The 20,672-nt window shown below is 55.1% G+C and carries 20 protein-coding genes; 11 read left to right on the top strand and 9 right to left on the bottom strand.

The window, feature by feature from the left end:
- Positions 1-54: 54 nt before the first annotated feature.
- On the bottom strand, positions 55-1,089 hold the full coding sequence (dctP, locus tag ACT3TC_RS04135) for a TRAP transporter substrate-binding protein DctP (protein WP_444639227.1): 1,035 nt from the start codon (positions 1,087-1,089) through the stop codon (positions 55-57).
- A gap of 125 nt (positions 1,090-1,214) precedes the next feature.
- Entirely contained in the window at positions 1,215-2,141 is a 927-nt protein-coding gene (locus ACT3TC_RS04130; RefSeq protein ID WP_444639226.1) for a LysR family transcriptional regulator, read from the bottom strand.
- A 184-nt stretch (positions 2,142-2,325) separates the two neighbouring features.
- Between ACT3TC_RS04130 and ACT3TC_RS04125 the strand changes: the two genes are divergently transcribed.
- Entirely contained in the window at positions 2,326-2,619 is a 294-nt protein-coding gene (locus ACT3TC_RS04125) for a hypothetical protein (protein WP_087110915.1), read from the top strand.
- Positions 2,620-2,794: 175 nt separating this feature from the next.
- Positions 2,795-3,322, top strand: coding sequence for an HPP family protein (locus ACT3TC_RS04120; RefSeq protein ID WP_441677372.1), 528 nt, complete (start codon positions 2,795-2,797; stop codon positions 3,320-3,322).
- A gap of 23 nt (positions 3,323-3,345) precedes the next feature.
- On the opposite strand, the gene ACT3TC_RS04115 is transcribed toward ACT3TC_RS04120, so the two are convergent.
- Positions 3,346-3,933 carry a gamma-glutamylcyclotransferase gene (locus ACT3TC_RS04115; protein ID WP_444639224.1) on the bottom strand — a complete coding sequence of 196 codons (588 nt, stop codon included), beginning with the start codon at positions 3,931-3,933 and terminating at the stop codon, positions 3,346-3,348.
- A gap of 64 nt (positions 3,934-3,997) precedes the next feature.
- On the opposite strand from ACT3TC_RS04115, the gene ACT3TC_RS04110 reads away from it, so the two are divergent.
- Together ACT3TC_RS04110 and ACT3TC_RS04105 are read left to right on the top strand one after the other, a co-directional pair.
- The gene (locus ACT3TC_RS04110) at positions 3,998-4,861 is read left to right on the top strand and encodes a sirohydrochlorin chelatase (RefSeq protein ID WP_444639222.1); all 864 of its coding nucleotides are present in this window, start codon (positions 3,998-4,000) and stop codon (positions 4,859-4,861) included.
- A gap of 83 nt (positions 4,862-4,944) precedes the next feature.
- Positions 4,945-6,534 carry an ABC-F family ATPase gene (locus ACT3TC_RS04105; protein ID WP_444639220.1) on the top strand — a complete coding sequence of 530 codons (1,590 nt, stop codon included), beginning with the start codon at positions 4,945-4,947 and terminating at the stop codon, positions 6,532-6,534.
- Between the two features lie 234 nt (positions 6,535-6,768).
- Here the strand turns inward: ACT3TC_RS04105 and ACT3TC_RS04100 are convergent, their stop codons facing one another.
- The 4 genes from ACT3TC_RS04100 to ACT3TC_RS04085 all read right to left on the bottom strand — a co-directional run bounded on the left by ACT3TC_RS04100 (position 6,769) and on the right by ACT3TC_RS04085 (position 10,066).
- Positions 6,769-7,887 (bottom strand): alkene reductase, encoded by a 1,119-nt coding sequence (locus ACT3TC_RS04100; RefSeq protein WP_444639219.1) that lies wholly within the window; start codon positions 7,885-7,887, stop codon positions 6,769-6,771.
- Between the two features lie 229 nt (positions 7,888-8,116).
- Positions 8,117-8,488 (bottom strand): hypothetical protein, encoded by a 372-nt coding sequence (locus ACT3TC_RS04095; protein WP_172117878.1) that lies wholly within the window; start codon positions 8,486-8,488, stop codon positions 8,117-8,119.
- 145 nt (positions 8,489-8,633) lie between these two features.
- Positions 8,634-9,374, bottom strand: a complete 741-nt coding sequence (locus tag ACT3TC_RS04090; protein ID WP_444639218.1) for a TSUP family transporter — start codon at positions 9,372-9,374, stop codon at positions 8,634-8,636.
- 11 nt (positions 9,375-9,385) lie between these two features.
- A complete protein-coding gene (locus ACT3TC_RS04085) occupies positions 9,386-10,066 on the bottom strand; it encodes a transglycosylase SLT domain-containing protein (protein WP_444639217.1) in 681 nt (226 codons plus the stop codon).
- A gap of 411 nt (positions 10,067-10,477) precedes the next feature.
- On the opposite strand from ACT3TC_RS04085, the gene ACT3TC_RS04080 reads away from it, so the two are divergent.
- Positions 10,478-10,780 carry an antibiotic biosynthesis monooxygenase family protein gene (locus tag ACT3TC_RS04080; RefSeq protein ID WP_172117880.1) on the top strand — a complete coding sequence of 101 codons (303 nt, stop codon included), beginning with the start codon at positions 10,478-10,480 and terminating at the stop codon, positions 10,778-10,780.
- 26 nt (positions 10,781-10,806) lie between these two features.
- Here ACT3TC_RS04080 and ACT3TC_RS04075 read toward each other — a convergent pair whose 3' ends face one another.
- The gene (locus ACT3TC_RS04075; protein WP_444639216.1) at positions 10,807-11,733 is read right to left on the bottom strand and encodes a 1,4-dihydroxy-2-naphthoate polyprenyltransferase; all 927 of its coding nucleotides are present in this window, start codon (positions 11,731-11,733) and stop codon (positions 10,807-10,809) included.
- A gap of 152 nt (positions 11,734-11,885) precedes the next feature.
- Between ACT3TC_RS04075 and ACT3TC_RS04070 the strand changes: the two genes are divergently transcribed.
- Genes ACT3TC_RS04070 through menH form a run of 4 tightly spaced genes read left to right on the top strand, consistent with a single transcriptional unit; the run spans position 11,886 to position 16,293 of the window.
- On the top strand, positions 11,886-12,386 hold the full coding sequence (locus tag ACT3TC_RS04070; protein ID WP_172117882.1) for a DoxX family protein: 501 nt from the start codon (positions 11,886-11,888) through the stop codon (positions 12,384-12,386).
- Between the two features lie 16 nt (positions 12,387-12,402).
- A complete protein-coding gene (locus ACT3TC_RS04065; RefSeq protein ID WP_444639215.1) occupies positions 12,403-13,758 on the top strand; it encodes an isochorismate synthase in 1,356 nt (451 codons plus the stop codon).
- A gap of 5 nt (positions 13,759-13,763) precedes the next feature.
- Complete coding sequence (gene menD / locus ACT3TC_RS04060; protein ID WP_444639214.1) at positions 13,764-15,536, top strand: 2-succinyl-5-enolpyruvyl-6-hydroxy-3-cyclohexene-1-carboxylic-acid synthase; 1,773 nt, start codon at positions 13,764-13,766, stop codon at positions 15,534-15,536.
- On the top strand, positions 15,526-16,293 hold the full coding sequence (gene menH / locus ACT3TC_RS04055; protein ID WP_444639213.1) for a 2-succinyl-6-hydroxy-2,4-cyclohexadiene-1-carboxylate synthase: 768 nt from the start codon (positions 15,526-15,528) through the stop codon (positions 16,291-16,293). The genes menD and menH overlap by 11 nt, the downstream gene beginning before the upstream one ends.
- A 19-nt stretch (positions 16,294-16,312) precedes the next feature.
- On the opposite strand, the gene ACT3TC_RS04050 is transcribed toward menH, so the two are convergent.
- Positions 16,313-17,854 carry an anion permease gene (locus ACT3TC_RS04050; protein WP_444639212.1) on the bottom strand — a complete coding sequence of 514 codons (1,542 nt, stop codon included), beginning with the start codon at positions 17,852-17,854 and terminating at the stop codon, positions 16,313-16,315.
- A gap of 277 nt (positions 17,855-18,131) precedes the next feature.
- Between ACT3TC_RS04050 and frdA the strand changes: the two genes are divergently transcribed.
- Together frdA and ACT3TC_RS04040 are read left to right on the top strand one after the other, a co-directional pair.
- On the top strand, positions 18,132-19,919 hold the full coding sequence (frdA, locus tag ACT3TC_RS04045) for a fumarate reductase (quinol) flavoprotein subunit (RefSeq protein ID WP_444639211.1): 1,788 nt from the start codon (positions 18,132-18,134) through the stop codon (positions 19,917-19,919).
- A complete protein-coding gene (locus ACT3TC_RS04040; RefSeq protein ID WP_193054216.1) occupies positions 19,916-20,668 on the top strand; it encodes a succinate dehydrogenase/fumarate reductase iron-sulfur subunit in 753 nt (250 codons plus the stop codon). Before frdA ends, ACT3TC_RS04040 begins: the two co-directional genes overlap by 4 nt.
- The last annotated feature ends 4 nt before the right edge of the window (positions 20,669-20,672 follow it).

Raw genomic sequence — 20,672 nt, 5'->3', positions numbered from 1 at the left:
GAAAGGGAAGGGCCGACATTAATCGGCCCCGATAATTACGCGTCAAGCAGCTGGTTAATCGTTGAGCTCACTCATGCCGGCATCTTCAAGCGCCATATCTATCCAGCTTTGACCAATGCCACGCTCCGCCAGCCACGCCAGGTAGGCGGGCTGACCCACGGTACGAAATGCTTCCAGATCCTCTTCTGAGGGGCGAATCACCTCCATGCCTTGCTCCTCAAGGTAGGCGATACGCGAGTCTACTTGGGACTCATTGGCTTCGCGGGCATTCTTGTTGGCTTCGTTCACCGCTTCCATAAACGCCGAGCGTAACTCATCGTCCCAGCCAGCGATCATCGCACTATTGCCCACCAGGAATTGGTCGGAGTATTGAATATTGGCAAGCGTCAGGTAGTCCTGCACTTCATAGAGACTAGCAAGCGCGATATACATCGGCGGATTCATCTGGCCGTTGGCAACACCAGTGCGCAGCGCCATGTAAGTTTCTGTCCAAGGGATGGGCGTGCCCGATGCGCCAAAGGACTCATAGAGGGCGACTTGGCTTGGGTCCATTGCTCTGAAACGTAGACCTTTGAAATCATCCGGATGGCTGATTGGCCGTTCACTGTTGGTAAACGCCAGAAATCCGCCCTCTTCTACAACGGCGAGCATGTCTATACCCGCTCGGTCTTGAAGAGTGTCGCTTAAGGCTAGCCAGTAATCACCTTCATCGAAAAATGTCCGGGCCGCATCGAAATCTTCAAACAGAAACGGAATGGCGCTCACAAATATCTCATCGACCAGAGGGGAGACGCCCGCAAACGATGCGATATTGAGCATGGGCGTATTCATTGTCTGCTCCATGCGTTCCTCTTCTCCGCCCAGCATACTGTTCGGGAAAAGTTGCAGTTTGATCGTGTCGTTGGTTTTCTCTTCGACAAGCTCTTTTAGGTTGGTGGCAAATACGTGAACCGCATTTTTCTCAGGATCCGGAGCACCGTTATAGCTCAAGTTAATGCTCGTGGCGGCATACGCGTTTCCAATCAGCAGTGCAGAACCAAGCATACATGCGCCCGTAAGTAATTTGGGCATAAAGTGAGACGTTAACATTAAGATCTCCTTGTTTATAATATAAAAGGCAGTTATCAGGATGTATCTTGCTAGAGTGTTTTTATGATTGACGTAAGAAGACTAAGCATTGATGCGTTGACTATTCAATACTTAAAGCGTTGTCTTTAACGCAACAGGCGGGGCGCATTACTGGAAAAAAAACGCATGCCTTTATTAAGGTGTTTCACGCAGGCATGCCCGGCAACAGTGAGTTCTTGGCCTAGGAGGCTGACAATCTGTGCACGCGCATCATTCATCAATGAATATTTCATGGGCAGACTAGTAATTTCGTTACGCTCAATCTCATCAATAATAGTGAGTTCGGGCATGAAGGTGACACCAATGCCTGAGCGTACAAAGTTCTTGAGTACGGCTACCGAATTTGTATGGAGACGTGCCTCAAGGTGAACGCGCTCATGGTGGGCCACCATGTTGACCATTTGGCGCATCCCAAAAGGGTTATCCATAAGGCCTAGCGGCCAAGGGAGTAAATCGTTCAAGTTGATAGGGCGGTGCAACGTGCAAAGTGGATGGCCAGGAGGCACAATTAGATCCAGCGGCTGACAGGTTTCCACATGGCAGTAGAGTGCTGGGTCAACCGGGGGGGCGTAGAGTAGCGCAAGTTCTACTTCGCGATCCTTAAGCAGTGATATTGCCTCATTGACACCGGCCATCCGGATCTCGACATTAATGCCATTAAACGTCGACATAAAGTCGCCCAGAGGCTTGGCGATCAAGTCAGCGATAAACCCCTCACCTACGGCGATACGTACATCTCCGCGCGTCAACCCTTGCAGTTCCATTAACTGTGATAAAACAGCCTCTTCCTGAGCCCGCTGGGTATGAAAATGGTGTACCAACAGTTGTCCGGCTTGGGTGGGATGCATGCCTCCGCCGTGGCGCTCGCACAGCTTGACGCCCAGCTCCTCTTCCAACGCCTTTATTTGCCGGCTAAGCGCCGACGCATCGACATCCAAGTAAGCTGCTGCACGGCGCAGCGAACCTCTGCGAATTACCTCGTTAAGATAGTTCAGAGCGCGCTGGTTGAGCATTGATAGTAGCCGTTAGAAAAATGAATTAGCAGCTTATCAGAGACTACAGTGGATAAAATGGTAACAGGGCAGCTTCCCCCTTTAGGAGCAATACTCTCCTTGTAAACGAGCGCATTATTTTGCCCGTTGCTGGGTTTTAGCTGACAATGCCAATCAACACGATGGTTATGGTTGGGGATATTGCATGCAGGCAAATGGTTTTTTTGACAGGGTGGGGGAAACCATCGGCGATGTAATTCGTACAGTGGTTGAGTTCCTATTGGCTATTTTTACCAACTTCTTCGGTGCCCTTGAAGAGTTTGTCGATGGGCTCAGTCGTTCGCTGGGGATCAACGCGTCATTTTTTAGCCTTCTGGTGTTAATCATAGGGCTTTATCTATTGTGGGGTGGTGTGCGAGCGTTGTTACGCGGATCGTTGTTTGGCGCCATTGTACGGATTTTACTGGCGCTATTTATTCTTTCTTGGCTCATTATGTGATTAGCGTCATCATAACGATGATGCAAGTAAGCTTGCTAAGTATCTGTATTGATGGCGTTAATCAGTCCGCCCGATAATGTTTTGAAACGCATTCATAACGCTATGACCATTTATCATTTGCCTATTTGGTGCAATTTGCCATCATTTCGCACTTCTTTAGTGCAATGAGAGCGAGATGAAAACGTATCTTGGCAAAATGCGGGGCGAACGTATTCAGCGCAATCGGGTAGGTTGGCAGGATGCTGTATGGTCATGGTTGGGCGCATTTACCGGTATGGCGGTGATTTGCTGGTTAAGCTCGGCATGGCTTTCCCAGCAGTTGCTGATTGTGGGTTCGTTTGGGGCAACGTCGGTACTGATCTATGCCGCACCGGAAAGTCCGTTTGCGCAGCCCAGCCATGTGCTGTTTGGCAGTGTCCTGTCAGCGTGTATTGGGGTGGGCTGTTACCAGCTTTTGGGGGCAACGCCTCTTTCCATGGCGCTTTCGGTATCGCTTTCCATTCTGATTATGCAATTAACCCATACGGTGCATCCGCCCGGCGCTGCTGCGGCGCTTATTGCGGTAGGTGGTGGTGCCAGTGTGCATAACCTGGGCTGGTGGTACCCGCTGCTGCCCATCGGCATGGGCTGTGTGGTGATGCTGGCGATCGCAATTTTGGTTAATAACCTGGCACGCCATCGCCGCTATCCGCGCTATTGGTAGTGTCCGTACGATTGATAGTGGAACTAAAGGCGGTTTAACTGCTGCTCCAACGCGAAAATATGTGCATCATCGACGTTTAAATGCCGCAGTGCCTGAGCCAGATTAACCAGGTAGTCACGGTTGGGGCCGCTAGGGCCAGACGCGTGAGCAATCTGGCGGGCCATATCATCAAGCGGCGCTGGGCCTAGAAAGGCGGGGTTATCGTCGGTTGCCAGATACACCAGCCCTTGCGTTTGCGCTTGATCACCCTCGTTAGTGCTTGAGTCACTGTCCGTAAAAAACAGGGGCGTTAACTCGCGCAAGTAGCCATTTTTCTCGCGGTGATCCAACGGCGCTAACGTCTCGGGAGTAATGCGGTAGGCCATGCCGTGGCAAATAGCCCCTGGGACAGGTGTGAGAGTGACCACGCGACCAGGCGCTTCCAGCGTGCCACGATGATCATGGGAACCTTGCCAGAAGCGGCGTTCCCAACCGGTAATATAAGCACTGCGTTTTTCCAGGAAGGGAAAATCCGCTTTCCAGATCAGCGATCCGTACCCGAAAATCCAGATTTCCGCATCTGCATCGAAGCAGTGGCGCTGCTGGTTGATGGCAGTAGTATCGATCAACATGGGCCCCGTCACGTGGTTTAAAATGCCATGGTAACATGACCAGGCACTCTCCCCTGGAGCACTCATGCGCGCTATTTTTCTGGTCGATAATGGCTCATTACGCCCGGCCGCCACCCGCAATTTACGCCGTATAGCGGTCTTGCTCAGCCAACAAACAGGCGAGGCGGTGTGCGCCGCGTCACTGCTCCACTCCCATAAAATCCCGGCTGATGAACTAGAGGGCACTCCCGCACTTACCCTTGGGCCTGCCGCTGAGCGCAGCGCGGAGCAAGGGGCTACCGAGATCATCGTTTTGCCGTTCTTTTTTGGGCCAAGCAAGGCCTTGACCGACTATCTACCCGAACGTATGGCGACCCTGCAAGCGCGCTTTCCTAACGTGAGTGTACGAGTTGCCCAGCCGTTGGTGGACGAGCAGGGTGATAACGACCTGCGGCTGGCCAGGCTGTTGGCTGACAACGTACGCGAGCATCTTAACGGTACGCGCCCCCGGGTTGCGCTTGTCGACCATGGCAGCCCTATTCCTGAAGTTACGGCCGTGCGCAATCGGCTGGCCGGGCAGTTGAGCGTGCTGTTAGCGGATGAGGTTGCTTGCGTGGCCGCAGCGTCCATGGAACGGCGTGAAGGTGAGGCGTATCGCTTTAACGAGCCGCTGTTGCAAAACCTGCTGGATAACCCCGATTTTCACGATGGGCCGGTCGTTCTGGCGATGCTGTTTCTCTCGCCGGGCAGGCATGCAGGGGAAGAGGGTGATATTGCCGAGATTTGCCAGGCCGCTCAACAGCGTCACCCTACGCTTAATGTTGCGACCACAAGGCTGGTCGGTGAACATTCCGGTATTGTCGATATTTTGCACTCTCGGCTATGCCAAGCGATTGATGGGCAACGCTTTCTGCTGGAGCTGCCCGCCCCCGATAGCACACTGCGTTAGGCGAAGGGTGTAACGTTGTCCAAGAGCGCGTAGAATCGCGAGCCTTTGTACGCGCAATTACTCCGCTAACCAGGGTCACCATCTTGATCGCAACCGCCAATATCACCATGCAGTTCGGGGCCAAGCCTCTGTTCGAGAACGTCTCCGTCAAATTCAACAACGGCAATCGCTACGGGCTGATTGGCGCTAACGGTTGCGGCAAGTCGACCTTTATGAAGATTCTGGGTGGCGAGCTTGAGCCAACCTCCGGCCAGGTCATGCTGGATAACAGCACGCGGCTGGGCAAGCTGCGCCAGGACCAGTTCGCCTATGAGAATGAGCGGGTCATCGACACTGTGATCATGGGCAATACCGAGCTTTGGAAGGTTGCAGCGGAACGCGAACGCATCTACAGCCTGCCGGAAATGAGCGAAGAAGACGGTATGGCCGTGGCCGACCTGGAAGTGCGTTTCGCTGAGCTGGATGGCTACACTGCCGAATCCCGTGCCGGTGAATTGCTTCTGGGCCTGGGGATTCCCATTGAGCAGCATACCGGCCCTATGAGTGAAGTGGCTCCCGGTTGGAAGCTGCGCGTGCTGCTTGCCCAAGCGCTCTTTTCAGACCCTGATGTATTGCTGCTCGACGAGCCTACCAACCACCTGGATATCAACACGATCCGGTGGCTGGAAGATATTCTGACGGCGCGTAACAGCACCATGATTATCATCTCTCACGACCGCCACTTCCTGAACAGCGTATGTACGCATATGGCGGACCTGGATTATGGTGAGATTACCCTGTTCCCGGGTAACTATGACGACTACATGACGGCAGCAACTGCCGCGCGTGAGCGTCAGCACTCGGATAACGCCAAGAAAAAAGCCCAAATTGCCGAGCTTCAGCAGTTTGTTAGCCGCTTTTCGGCGAACGCCTCGAAAGCCAAACAGGCGACCTCGCGGGCGCGCCAGATCGATAAAATCAAGCTCGAAGACATCAAGCCTTCCAGCCGGGTAAGTCCGTTTATCCGCTTTGACCAGAACAAGAAGATTCACCGTAATGCGGTCAACGTGGATGCGATCACCAAAGGCTACGATGGCGGTGCGCCGCTGTTTGAGCGCTTCTCCATGTCCGTCGAAGCGGGTGAGCGTATTGCGATCATCGGCCCCAACGGTATCGGCAAAACGACCCTGCTGAAAACTCTGGCGGGCGACCTTCGCCCCGATAAAGGCGAAGTGAAGTGGACCGATGCGGCCGAAGTTGGCGTCTTTGCTCAGGATCATGCCGATGACTTTGCCGTCGATATGACGCTCTTCGAGTGGATGGGGCAGTGGACCCAGGGGGGCGAGCAAGTCGTACGCGGTGCGCTGGGGCGCATGCTGTTCTCAAGCGACGATATTGGAAAGTCCATCAAGGTCATTTCCGGCGGTGAACAGGGACGCATGCTGTTTGGCAAGTTAACCTTGACTAATCCTAACGTACTGCTGATGGATGAGCCGACCAACCACCTGGATATGGAATCCATTGAGGCGCTAAACCTCGCGCTGGAAAACTATCCCGGTACGCTGGTGTTTGTCAGCCACGACCGTGAGTTTGTGTCGTCACTCGCCACACGCATTATCGATATGCAGCCTGACGGCATTGTCGACTTCAGCGGCAGCTATGACGACTACCTGCGTAGCCAAGGCGTGGTGTAAACAGCACCATCATCAACGGCTAAGGCATTGAGCGTGAACTCATCAGCCGATAATGGAGGCGTAGGTCGCTTCCGTTACCGGCTGGTGGTGGATATCCAATACATCCGCGTTTAAAAGACGTGACCTGGTAATCAGAGCTTTTATAGTAACAGCGTTCTAACATGAATATATATGCAAAAAGCACCACACAAGTGGTGCTTTTTGCTGTTATGAACACGCATTTACGTCGGCGTATTAACCAATACGATCATAACCGTTATCCATAAACGGGTAATCGGTATAGCCTTTCTCGTCGCCACCGTAGAAGGTGGCGTGATCAGGCTCATTCAATGGTGCGTTCTTATAAAAACGCTCTGCCAGGTCGGGGTTGGCGATATACGGACGGCCAAAGGCGGCGGCTTCCGCGTTGCCTGAACCGAGCAGGGCCTCGGCACGTTCGGCGTTATAGTTACCGCAGTAGATCAGGCTGCCGCTAAAGCGCTCGCGCATCTGCTCGCGAAAACCGTCAGGGAACTGAATGTCGCCACCGGCCCAGTTAGGCTCGTTAAGATGCAAATAGGCAAGGCCACGCTTGGAAAGCTGATCCGCCATATAGAACGCCATCGCTTCAGGCTCATCGTCGGTTAATCCAAACAGCTCGATAAACGGCGTCATGCGAATGCCAACCCGGTCAGCGCCAAATACGTCAACAACGGCATCGACCACTTCCAGCGGGAAGCGCGCACGGTTTTCCAGCGAGCCACCGTATTGGTCGGTACGCTGGTTAGTGCCGGTGGCCAGGAACTGATTCAGCAAATAGGCGTTGGCCGCGTGCACTTCAACCATGTCGAAACCCGCACGCTTGGCACGCACTGCCGCCTGGCGGTAGTCATCCACAATGCCGGGGATCTCGTCGGTTTCCAGCGCGCGCGGTGTGCTGGTGGGGTGCTGGCCTGCGCTACCGTCTTCAAACTCAACAAAACACTGGGCGCCTTCACCTTTAAGCGCACTGGGCGCGACCGGCTGTTCGCCATTGGGTTGCACCATCTCGTGGGAAACACGCCCAACGTGCCAAAGTTGCAGCGCAATTCGACCGCCTTTGGCATGCACCGTGTTGACGACTTCCTTCCAGCCCGCTTCCTGCTCATCGGTCCAAATGCCTGGGGTGTAGACGTAGCCACGGGCAGTGGGAGAGATATTGGTTGCTTCACTAATAATCAGGCCTGAACCAGCCCGTTGCCCATAGTAGGCTTGCTGCCGTTTGCCAGGCACGCTATCCGGTGTGCGTGCGCGTGTGAGCGGTGCCATGATGACGCGGTTAGGAATCGACAGACTACCAAGTTGGGTCGGGGTAAAAAGTGCTTCAAATGCCATTCAGCTAACTCCTGTTACGTACACTGCTTTAAAGTGATGACACAATAGACCAGTTTACTAGTAAGCGCCAACCACTCTTCCTTGTGATTTGTTATGAGGTCGCCAGGCATAAAACAAAACCCCACCTTGATAAAGATGGGGCTTGGATGACTCATTGATGGCGCCGTTGATTAACAGCGTACCGGGCTAGTGACGTGCCTAAGTAACGATGTACCTGAGCGCGATGAACTCAATCTCGCTGCCAAGGCCAGCGCCGTTTAGGAGGTATGACGATTAGCTGAAGGGCATTGTTGAGCGGCAGCATAATCGCGGCTAACTGCCGGTGGCAGATAGCGCTATTGAGTACACCGGGGCACTGTTTCAGCAGTAGCTCGCACTGTTGGGCGGCGAGAAAAATTTGCTCAACTACTTGAGGGGCAAATAGCGGTTTGGCCTCTTTGCAGCAGCGGTTAAGTTCTCCGGCCAGCATCGAAAGCATTCCAGTATCCAGCCAGCAGGGCAGCGGGTCGTCCAGCCGGCCTGCAATTGAGTGCTGAATCGCCTCGAACGAGGTTCGTAAGAACCCAAGAGTCTGGCGAAGCTGTCGCTGCTCACTGGTCATGTCATTTGCCTGTACTTCGTCAACAAGTCGTCGATAAGAGAAAGAGAGTGTTTCTCATTTTCATCTATCGAGACGATAGCGCCAGTTAATGAAGGTGTCAATAAATGGTATGTGCCTTATCGTACCCGCTTAGAATCGACCGCGTTTACAGGCTTAACAAGTACACCCCTTGGACAAAATAGAAAATGCCAATACCGGTCACAATCCAGCGTGTCCATGTACGGAAGTTGGCATCGGTAAGGCGATGTAACACATGCGTGCCTACTTGAGTGCCCAGGATAGCCAACGGTGCAGCCAGCAGTACCATACCCCAATCCCCAGCACCTAGCGCCAGCGCAGCACTCAAGTAGAAGAGAATTTTAATACTATGCGCGACCACCTGAATCATTGCTTTAGTGGCCACCACTTCACGACGATCCATTCGAGAGCGTACAAAGAAAATATCGATCAGCGGCCCGGACACTCCGGCGGCAATGGTTAATCCACCCGATGCCATGCCGCAAAGCAGCGCGTGGCTCGTTCGGTTGGCGTTGAGGTGGAACCAGCGTTTGGGCATCCATACCAGAAGGGGCATCAAGCCAATTAACAGTGACACCGTGGCGGCATTGGCGCTATAGCCAAGCAACACCAGTAGCCCAGCGGCGCTTATTACGCCTAGCGTCATAAACGCGACCGTTCGCCAGACAATAAAGCGTCGTGATAACCATGCCCGCGACCCGTTAGCGGTAAGCTGGATGGCCCCATGCACGGCCATGGCGCTGGCCGCCGGGAACGCGAGCAGCAGAAACCACATCAGTACCAGCCCGCCCGCCATGCCGAAGATACCCGATAACATCGAGGTGAAAAAAACTACAAAAACAAAGAACGAACCGATGAGTAGGGACATAATAAAGCTACTTAGCTACGGCAAAAGGGCCAGACCTGATAAAAACGGCGGCATTGAAATTCGGCTTCACAGGCATTGAGCTGGGATTGATAACGGTTTGTGCGAGCGACGATCTGCCGTGCTGCGTTGATTACCTGAGGCTTGCTCTGGTACGTGCCACGTCGATACCCGCCTGCGCCCTCGTGGTAGGCGTAATAGAGATGCTCAGGATTGGTTAATGAAATGCCTGCTTGCTGCTGGGATCGGTGGTTGTACCAGCCGATGAAGTCGGTGGCGTGCTTCATGCTGGTGCGCCGCGCAAACAAGCTACCTGCCTGCTCCTGGTACTCTCCCCATACCGGGTCCTGCGCTTGGGCATACCCTTTTGCCGAAGAGGGGCGGGGGCCGGGGATAAAGCCCAAGTAATACTTGCGGTCAGGACGAATGTGGCTTTTAAAGGAAGACTCCTGCTGAATAAACGCCATTTGTGTCGCAATGGGCGTTCCCCACTTCTCCTGAGAGTCGCGTGCGTAGTCGTACCAAGTGGGCTGTTCGCGGAAAATTTCGCAAATATTGCTCTGGTCTTGTGGTGGGTTGGGGGCAAAGGTCGCACAGCCAGAGAGCAACAACACACACGCTAATCCTGCCCAGCTGCGCAGTGTTAGCAGTGAAGATGAAAGCGCAGCGTTAAAATTACCAACAGGGCGGAGCATGCAGAATTCCTTGTGGATAACAGCGTCATTGATAACAGGGCTATTGATAGCCGCCAGCATTAATACTGTTTAAGGGCTAGAGTTTATACGTACTAAAATCAGATTGTTATTAGTCATTAGCGCAAGTTGGGAAATGGGTGATGAAAATTCTAAACGGGATGTTTTTTCCCGATGGGGTTGGGGCTTATGATCTCCTGCCCGTTGAGCGACCCTGGCTGCCGACCAGGCAGCCCAGCACTTCAGGCTTGTTGGCATCTGCTGGTGGCAGCAGATAATAGGGCGTGGGCACGACCAGCAGGCTCAAGCAGCTTTCTTCTAAAGCCTAAGCTGTTCGTTACTTAACGGTGACGTTACCATCAAGTTGTCGCCGCGTAACTAACTTGGTAGGACCAACCCAGCAGGAGAGTTGTCATGTATATCGCAATGAACCGTTTTCAGATTGCCCCAGGCCGCGAAGAGGATTTTCTGGAGGTGTGGCGTAAGCGTGATTCGCACTTGAGCGACGTGCCCGGATTCAAACAGTTCAACATGTTGCAGGGCGCAAGCCAGGAAGAGCACACCGTGTTTATTTCCCACAGCGTATGGGAGTCGGAAGCGGCTTTCCGCGCCTGGACCCAGTCAGAGGCGTTTCGCAAGGCCCATGCGGGCGCCAAGTCACCGGAAGGTATCTACCTGGGGCCGCCCAAATTTGAAGGTTATGAGGTCGTGCTTTAAGCACAGGAGCGGCGGCCTGGCCTCTCTTAATAGAGCGCCAGGCCGAGTGAGAGCAGTACACTGTAAATCAGCGTCGATAGCGCGGTTTTTTTCAGCATGCCGGTAAGCGTTTCACCGTCGGTGGAGTGGTGTAGCGTTCTGGCAGCGTCTGTTAACGGTTTGGCAACCAGTAGGCAGCTCCAGCTAAGCCAGGGGGCGGGCAGTGCGACCAGATAAATCACGGTGAGCAGTAGCGCCATTGCCAGCAATATCCAGTGGTAGGTAATGGCGTTAGCGCGGCCCAAGCGCACCGCCAAAGTGATCTTGCCGTTGCGCGTGTCGCTTTCGATATCGCGCACGTTATTCACGTTCAATACAGCGGTTGCCAGTAACCCGCAAGCGGCGGCGGGCAGTAGTGTAAGCCCGTCCAGTTGTTGTGCATGCAAGTAGTACGTGCCGAGCACCCCTAACAAGCCGAAGAAGATAAAGACCGCAATATCTCCCAGCCCCCGGTAGCCATACGGCGTGCCGCCCAGCCCTACGGTATACGTGACCGCGGCCAGCAGCGCGGCAGCACCCAGTAGAATAAAGATGAGAATGGACGCCCACTGATTGCCAAAAGCCGTCAGCAGTAGCAACAGCCCACACAGGGCGGCAACGACCGCCATCACCACCATTCCACCGCGCATGGCGCGTGGGCTTAGTAACCCTGAAGAGACCGCGCGAACCGGGCCTATGCGCTGGTGATCATCCGCCCCCGTTGCCGCATCGCCGTAATCATTGGCCAGGTTTGAAAGCACTTGCAGGGCAATCGCCGTTAGCAGGGCAAGGAGTAGCACGCTCGGATTAAACCCTTGTGCGTGCGCCGCAAGGCCTGAGCCAAGCAGGATAGAGGCACATGCCAAAGGCAGCGTACGAGGCCGGGCCGCTAATAACCAAACCTGGAACGGGCGGTGCTTGTCGGGTTGATCCATTGCTTTGGTGTCCTGGTCGTGATGACGTTAAATGACTAAAAGGGCGTGCGTAGCTATGTATTATTAAGTGCTAAAAATTAGACCTGCGTCAAAAGAAGCAGCAGTGTCTTATCGCAAACTATTGTTAATCCCTCTTAACAGGAGTTAATTCGATGATCGGCGACTTATTTAGACAAAGCAAATATGCAGCGCTTGTTTGGCTAGCCTTCCGGCTTTATCTTGGGATTACTTGGCTCAGTTTGGGGATCGGCAAACTGACGGGCGGTTTTGATGCGCAAGGGTTCCTGAGTAACGCGGTGGCGAACCCTGTAATGCGGGAAGGGAGCATGGTGTATCCCAACTACGTTGCTTTTTTGGAGCATTTTGCGCTGCCCTATGCGGGTATGTTTAATGTGGTGATTCCGCTTGGGGAGATACTCGTGGGGTTGGGCTTGATCGTGGGGGTGCTGACCTCCTTTGCAGGCTTCTTCGCTATTGTAATGAATATGTCGTTTCTAATGGCGGGTACGGTCTCCACCAACCCGTGGATGATTGCGTTAACCTTTTTCTTACTGGTAGCGGGCGCGAACGCTGGCCATTTTGGGGGGGACCGTTGGGTCTTACCCTATATCAAGCAGAGGCTGGGCATTACGCGCCGCACCCGATTTATCTGAGACGCGGGGCCACTGATTGTCTGAACACATGCGCTGGGTAACAGGCGGCAGCGTCGCTGAACTTATGGACCGGCTTGATGCGTTGTCTGTGCCGTCCATCCAGGGGGTTATACGCCTGAGCGTGCCTTGCCGCGTTGATAGCCTGATGGGGTGGTTGGACGCGCAAACGGTTTTTCCGCGCGGCTACTGGAAAGCGCGAGACGCTGGCGCACCTGAGTACGCGACGCTAGGCATGGTCAGCGCGGCCGATTCGCTTGAGACGCTACAGGCCGACCTTGCCAAACTCGCAACCTTGCCTGATGAGCAGCCGGACTATTTCGGCGGAATGGCGTTTGATGCTACGTCGCCCGGTTGGGAAAAATTCAAAAACTGCTGTTTCATATTGCCGCGTGTTGAACTTAAGCGCTCACAACAGGGGGCGCTACTGACGCTCAATTTGCGCTTTGACGACCGCTGCGGCGACCTTGAAATAGCCGAAGCACGCGCCTTTCTAGCCAGTCTCCAGCAAGAACAACCGCTACCCCCTCTGCGTCCGCATGCCTATTTACGTTATGACGCCCCTGCCCAGCAGGCGTGGTCAGCGTGGGTGTCCCAGGTGACCCACGCTGATCAGCTGTGCCACACGCCCAAAGTGGTGTTATCACGAGAGACGCGTTTGGTTATCGCGGACGATGCATCGAAAACGCCATCGCCCTGGGCACTGCTGGACCGCTGGCAGGCAGAGGCGACGGCGTGCTTTCAATTAGGCATTCAGTGGGATTCAGAGACCGCCTTTATCGGTTGCCCACCGGAGCGCCTTTATCAGCGAGAGGGTACGCAGCTGGTAACCGAGGCGCTAGCAGGTACCACCCATCGTGGAGCTGATGCACGAAAGGATCAATACCTTGCCGAGGCACTGTTGGCAGATACCAAAAACAGCCTGGAGAACCAGTGCGTTTATGAGGATATTCTTGCCCGGCTTGAGCCTTTGTCTCGCGTTGTTCAAGCCGGGGAGGCCCATGTTCTCAAGCTGCGCTCTGTGCAGCATATCCGCCGCCTTATTCATGCTGAGCTACATCACACGGTAACGGACCAGACGCTGCTTGCCAGTTTGCCGCCTACTCCAGCGGTAGGTGGTGTTCCCCGCGCATCGGCGCTGGCGTTTATCCGCCAGCATGAACGCCACCAGCGGGGCTGGTATGCGGGTGTGTTTGGCCGGGTGAGCCTGGCCAGTACGGAGCTTGCGGTGGCTATCCGGTGTGCTCATATCGGCGCTAATGAAATTCGCCTTTATGCCGGTGCGGGCATTGTCGCGGGCTCTCAGCCTGATGCAGAGTGGCGTGAGCTGGACAACAAAATTGCCGACATTATGTCGCTGCTCAACATGGGGTAATACCAATGACCGCGAATGCCATGCCGCGCGGCTTTCCGCTTCAGCACGCTACCTTTAACCATGTGTGGGCCGCACTGCTGCTTGAGGAGCTTTACCGCTTGGGCATGCGCGACGTTGTGCTGGCGCCGGGCTCACGCTCGTCGCCGCTCACCATGGCGGCCAGCGAGCATGCCGGGCTTCGCTGCCACTGCCATTTTGACGAGCGTGGCCTGGCCTTTATGGCACTGGGCCTTGCGCGCGGAAGTGGCCGCCCGGTAGCGGTTATCACCACCTCGGGCACGGCGGTTGCCAATCTGTATCCTGCCGTCGTAGAAGCCAAGCTAATGGGTGTGCCGCTGGTAGTGCTCTCAGCCGACCGCCCTATTGAATTACTGGATAACGGCAGTAACCAGGCCATCGACCAGCGCGACATCTTTGCTCGTCATACCGTGATGCATCACGACCTTCCGCCCCCTGGCCCTGAACTGAGCGCCGCGTTTCTACTCAGCACTATTGATCAGTCCATTGATCAACAGCAGCGTACGCTAGGCCCTGTGCATTTTAACTGCCGCTACCGCGAGCCTCTTTACCCCGGCCACCAGAGAGAGGATGCCACGGATTATCTGGCGCCTCTCGGAAGCTGGCTGGCCTCTTCAGTGCCGTGGAGCCAGTGGGTATCCAGTACGCAAGCGCCCGTATTTTCTACTGAGTGGGCAGATTTTTCGTGTCAGCGAGGCGTTATCGTGGCGGGATGTATAGATGACCCGCACCAAGCGCAGCAGGTGGTGACGTTATCACGTCGATTAGGCTGGCCACTGTTGGCGGATCTACAAAGCCAGGTACGTTTTGACCGCCAAAACGTGATCCATTTTGACCTGGCGCTGCACGATCCTCATTTTGTCGAGGAGTTGGAGCGGGCCGATGTGTTGCTGCAATTTGGCGGGCGTCTTATCTCCAAGCGCCTGACGCAGTTTATTGCTCGTCATTCCTGGCAGGATGTTTGGCTGGTGGACTCGCGCCCCCAGCGGCTCGACCCTGATTACAGCGTTAAGCGCCGTTTCATTTGCCCGCCCGAGGCCGTGGTGGCCGCGCTTGAACCTGAAAATAAACATGAGCGTGAGACTGGGACAGGTGCTGAGCGCACCCCTTGGCACCGGCTTAACCAGTGCCAACAGCGCATCAGCAATATCGTGAATCAACGCTGTAATACCTTTTCAGAGTTGGGCATTTGTCATCGGGTGTTGCAGCAGGCAACCGGGCAGCTGTTTGTGGGTAACAGTATGCCCGCAAGGCTGATGAACATGCTGGGCGCGTACCGCACAGCACCTTTGCGGGTGTTCACCAACCGCGGAGCTTCCGGTATCGATGGGCTGATCGCCACGGCCTACGGCGCCAGCGCTACCAGCGACCAGCCCACCACGCTGATTGTGGGCGATATCAGTGCGCTGCATGACCTTAATAGCCTGGCGCTGCTGAAGCAGGCCGTTCAGCCGCTGGTGGTGATCATCCTCAATAATGATGGCGGCAGCATCTTTCATATGCTGCCAGTGCCCAAGGAAGGTGCGCTACTTGAGCGTTATTTCCGTCAGCCACACGGTTTGAGTTTTGAGTACGCGGCGCAAATGTTTGGGCTTGCCTACGCCGCACCTGGCTCGCTGGAGAGCTTCGATGCGGCCTATGCCCGAGCCCTGGAAAGGGGCGTTACACTGATTGAGCTTAACGTGCCACATCAGCAGGTTGCAGACGATCTTGTGGCACTGGCGGCAACGCTAGGTAGGCGCGATAACCATGAAGGCTGAATATGAAGCGCAAGCCCAGCCACGCCCAACGCTGGTTATGCTGCACGGCTTGTTAGGTGATCGCCACGATTGGGCGGAGGTCATCGCCGCGTTGAAAGATGTGCCGTGCCTGGCGTTGGATTTACCGGGCCATGGCCAAAATGACCAAGTGGCGGTCGACTCTTTCTCCGCTTTTCACCACTGGCTAACCGATACGTTGGCCGCGCAGGATATTCACCGCTACTGCTTGCTGGGCTACTCGCTGGGTGGGCGTTTGGCTCTTGATCACGCCCGCCGCCAACCTGCGGGGCTTGAGGCGCTTTGGCTGGAGAGCGCTCATCCAGGCTTGCCCGAAAGCGAGCGCGATGAGCGTATGGCCCATGATGCACGCTGGGCACAACGCTTTGCGCTGGAACCTCTTGAACGCGTGCTTACCGACTGGTATCGGCAGCCCGTCTTTGCTGACCTTACACATGCGCAGCGAGCGCGGCAGATTGAACGGCGGTTGGCCAATCATGGCCCGTCCGTGGCGACAATGCTGCGAAGCACGTCGCTCGGCAGGCAGTCTTCTCAGTGGCCGTGGCTGGCTGAAACGTCACTTCCCATTGGTTACTTTTCAGGTCGGCAGGATACTAAATTTCACACACTTGCCGCCCGCTTGGCTAACATAGCCCCTCGCGTGCACCCTATAGCGCTTGAAGGCGGGCACAACCTGCATACAGAGCAAGCAAAAAGCATCGCCGAACCGATTAGCCGATGGTATCAACGCCTCGGCTAAACGGCTCGCTCACCTGGATTCAGTTAATCAACAGCAGCCACGGCAAGCCGATAGCCAGCCAGGCCACTAAGAACAGCAGACCAAAAATAGCCCCAAGCCGCCAATAAAGGGCGCTTGGCAGATAGCCACTGCCATAGTAAACCGGGCTTGGGCCGGTGCCGTAGGGGGTAATAATGCCCATAAAGCCCAGCGTGGGGAGCAGCAGCAGGATAAACATCTGCATATCCAACCCTGCAATACCGGAAGCCGCCGCCAGCATCACCGGCAACAGGGCGGTAACGTGGGCCGTGACGCTGGCAAATAGGTAGTGCAGGAGATAGAAGATCACCGTGAGCGCCACCATCGCCATGACGGGATTAAAGTGGCTGATTTGTTCACCCACTACGCCACCAAACCAGTTGACGAATCCGACCTGGCTTAGCCCGCCTGCCAGCGCCACCAGCGTTGCAAACCACACAAAGGTATTCCAGGCGGCTCGATTGTCGAGGATATCGTTCCAGCTCACGATACCGGTCAGCAGCATGCAGCAAATCACCACCAGGCCTACCAGGGAGGCGGACACAACATCGCCCGCAAAAATCCACAGTAGTAGCGCAGAGACGACCATGACGACCAGCAGTATCTCGTGGCGAGTAAGCGCCCCCAGTTTGTTCAGCTCATCCCGCGCCCAGTTGGACACTTCTTCACCGGCTTTCACTTCTGGCGCGCAGAGCCAGTAACAGAGCAGTGGGACCAGCAACAGCAGCAGAATGCCAGCGGGCGCTACGGCGATAAACCACTGCCCCCAGTTAATATGGATACCGGTAGCGCTTTCTGTCAGAGCAATGGCCAACAGGTTGGGGGCAAGCGCGGTTAGAAACAGCGAGCTGGTCACACAGGTAGAGGTGATCGCTGTCCACATCAGAAAACTGCCCATGCGCTTCATGCTGGGGCCATTGGGCTGGGAGTCGTAAAGCGGCGGCAGATTGCGAATGACCGGATAAATGGTGCCCCCGCTACGCGCCGTGTTGGAAGGTGTAAAAGGCGCCAGCACCGCATCGGCGATCATTACCGCGTAGCCCAACGTTAATGTGCGCTTGCCCATGGCCTTGACCAGCCAAAGTGATATGCGCCTGCCTAGCCCGGTTTTTTCATACCCCAGCGCGAACATAAACGCGCCAAAAATCAGCCATACAGTCGAGTTGGTGAAGCCCGAAACTGCCCATGAAAAGGCCTGGTTGGCAGCATTAAAGCCTTCGGTCGCTAGCTGTTCGGGTGAAAACAGCACCCAGCGGGAGAGCAGCGCCACCAGAGTCACGCCGATTAACCCAATGACCGCGCCTGGCAAGGGTTCAAAAATCAGCCCAACCACACAGCCCAGAAAAATAGCGAAGAAGTACCAAGCGTGAGGGGCAACCCCCTCAGGCGTGGGTATCAACGCAACGATAATGGCCACTACAAGCGGCGCCAACAACTTCCAGTCAAATGCCGATTGCACGCTACTGTTCATATCAAGCTGCCCCCCTCTTATTGGCTGCGAAAGCAGCCGAATCTCTTCACTGCTATCGCGGTTGATTTTCATCTGCTTGCGGTTACATACGTTGCAGAGAATGGCGATAGCGACTAATAGTTAAAAATTGTAGTTGGAATTCTTTATTAAAATTAATAAATGAGAAATTAAACTTAACTACTCTTGTTAAAGCATCGCCTGTCTTAAAGGTGTATTTCTTGATATGCGTCAATAGAGCCTGGCATGTGGGGATAGCACGTACCTGGAGTGTGATAAGTTCAACCAAAAGACACCGCATCGAAGCGTGTCGCCACTACCGCCTTTGGCCTGGCTACAGAAAGGGAGCATCATGCAGCATCGAGATTTCGATATCGTGATTGTGGGTGGAGGCGGCGCAGGCTTGCGTGCCGCTATCGCCGCGGCAGAAAGCGCCAAGGCACAGGGCATTTCTCAAAGCATCGCTCTGATTTCCAAGGTCTATCCTATGCGCTCCCATACCGTTGCCGCTGAGGGCGGTGCGGCGGCGGTAACCAGCGAGGAGGATACGCATCAGGCGCATTTTGACGACACTGTGTCGGGTGGCGACTGGCTGGTTGAGCAAGGCGTGGTGGACTATTTTGTGCATCATGCCTACCAGGAACTGGTGCAGATGGAGCGCTGGGGCTGCCCCTGGAGCCGCAAGGAGGATGGTAATGTGCAGGTACGCCGCTTTGGCGGCATGAAAACCGCACGTACCTGGTTTGCCGCCGATAAAACCGGCTTTCACATGCTGCATACCCTGTTTCAAACCTCGCTCAAATATTCCCAAATTGAGCGCTTCGATGAGTATTTCGTCCTTGATCTTGCCGTGCACGAAGGGGCTGTCATCGGCGTAATTGCCCTTCAAGTGGCCACCGGCGAGCTTATTCTGCTGCGCGCCAAAGCCGTGATATTGGCAACAGGAGGTGCCGGGCGCCTGTTTCGCTTTAATACCAACGCAGGGATCGTGACTGGCGACGGGATGGCGATGGCCTATCGCCACGGTGTGGCGCTTAGGGACATGGAGTTTGTTCAGTATCACCCCACGGGCCTTCCCGGCTCCGGCATTTTAATTACCGAAGCGTGTCGTGGAGAAGGCGGTATTTTGCTCAATAAGGATGGCTACCGCTACCTTCAGGATTACGGGCTGGGCCCGGAAACCCCACTGGGCAAGCCGGAAAACAAGTACATGGAGCTGGGCCCTCGCGATAAGCTCTCACAGGCCTTTTGGCAGGAGCAGCAGGCGGGCCGCACTGGCACCTTTGGCGATAGCGATGTGGTCTATCTTGACCTGCGCCACTTGGGCGAAGCCTACCTTCTTGAGCGCCTGCCCTTTATCTGCGAGCTGGCTAAATCCTACATTAACGTTGACCCGGTCAAAGAGCCGATCCCTATCCGCCCGGCGGTGCACTACACCATGGGCGGTATTGAAACCAATCCCTACTGTGAAACGTCGGTTGCCGGGCTTTATGCGGCGGGTGAATGCGCCTCTGTTGGGCTGCATGGTGCTAATCGCTTAGGCTCCAACTCGCTCACTGAGCTACTGGTGTTTGGTCGTTTAGCGGGGGAGCAGGCAAGCCAGCGCGCGGCGCAAACCGAGTGGGCAGACATGCACCTTCTGGAAACCCAGGCTGCCCATCAGCAGGCAAAACTAGCGCATCTTTGTGATGGCGAGGGCAGCGGCGAGACGTGGGTGACGCTTAAGCATGCCATGGTGCAGGCCATGGAGAGTGGCTGCGGTATTTATCGTACCGAAGAGGGTATGCGGCAGTCGTTGGAGACGATTCGTGAACTGCGGGCGCGCTATCAGAAGATTCGTGTCAACGACACCAGCAAAATATTCAACACAGAGTTGCTTGAGTGCATTGAGCTTGGCTACGGGCTGGATATTGCCGAGGCATCTTGCCTTGGTGCACTGGAGCGGCGTGAGTCCCGTGGCGCTCACCAGCGCTTGGATGACGGTATGCAAACGCGCGATGACATTAACTACCTCAAGCACAGCCAGGTGTTTTATCAAGGCGATGCACACGCGCGGTTGGCATGGCAGGAGGTAGACGTGCGTTTTTCCGCGCCCGCAGAACGTACCTATGGGGATGCGTCCAAGGGAGGCAAGGCATGAGTACTCAGCAGGTATCCACCCGGCGCATCAGCGTCAAACGCTATTTACCCGACAATTCTACCGAGCCCTATTGGCAGGAGTATGAGCTGCCAGTCGACGACAGCACCTCATTGCTGGATGCGTTGAATCACATCAAAGAGCAGCTCGACAGCACTCTGAGCTACCGCTGGTCGTGTCGCATGGCGATCTGTGGCTCCTGTGGCGTTATGGTGAATGGCGTCCCCAAGCTTGGCTGTAAGACCTTCCTGCGCGACTTCGACGATGAGATCCGCATTGAACCGTTGGCGCACTTTCCCATACAGCGCGACCTGGTGGTTGATATGGAGATATTCCTCGATCACCTGGCCGCCGTTAAGCCCTATCTGATAGACGACAACCCGGTAAAGCCCTTTGATCCGAAGGCGCCAGAAACCTATCGCCAGTCGCCCCGGCAGCTTGCCCGTTACAAGCAGTTCGCTAACTGTATCAACTGTGGGCTTTGTTACTCCGCTTGCCCGCAGTTTGGGCTTAATCCTGAGTTTATTGGCCCAGGAGCCATTGCGCTGGGGCATCGCTATAACCTGGACAGCCGGGACCATGGCAGCACGCAGCGAATGGACGAATTGAACCGCCATGAAGGCGTGTGGAGCTGCACCTTTGTGGGCTTTTGCTCAAAGGTGTGTCCCAAACATGTTGACCCAGCGGCGGCTATCAATCAGAGCAAAGTGGCGTCCGCTAAACACACGCTAATTGCGTTGTTTAAGGGCTAGGAGA

The sequence above is a fragment of the Halomonas sp. AOP27-A1-41 genome, from assembly GCF_052378605.1.
Taxonomy (GTDB): domain Bacteria; phylum Pseudomonadota; class Gammaproteobacteria; order Pseudomonadales; family Halomonadaceae; genus Vreelandella; species Vreelandella citrativorans.
This window is presented reverse-complemented; position numbering and strand designations above follow the sequence as displayed.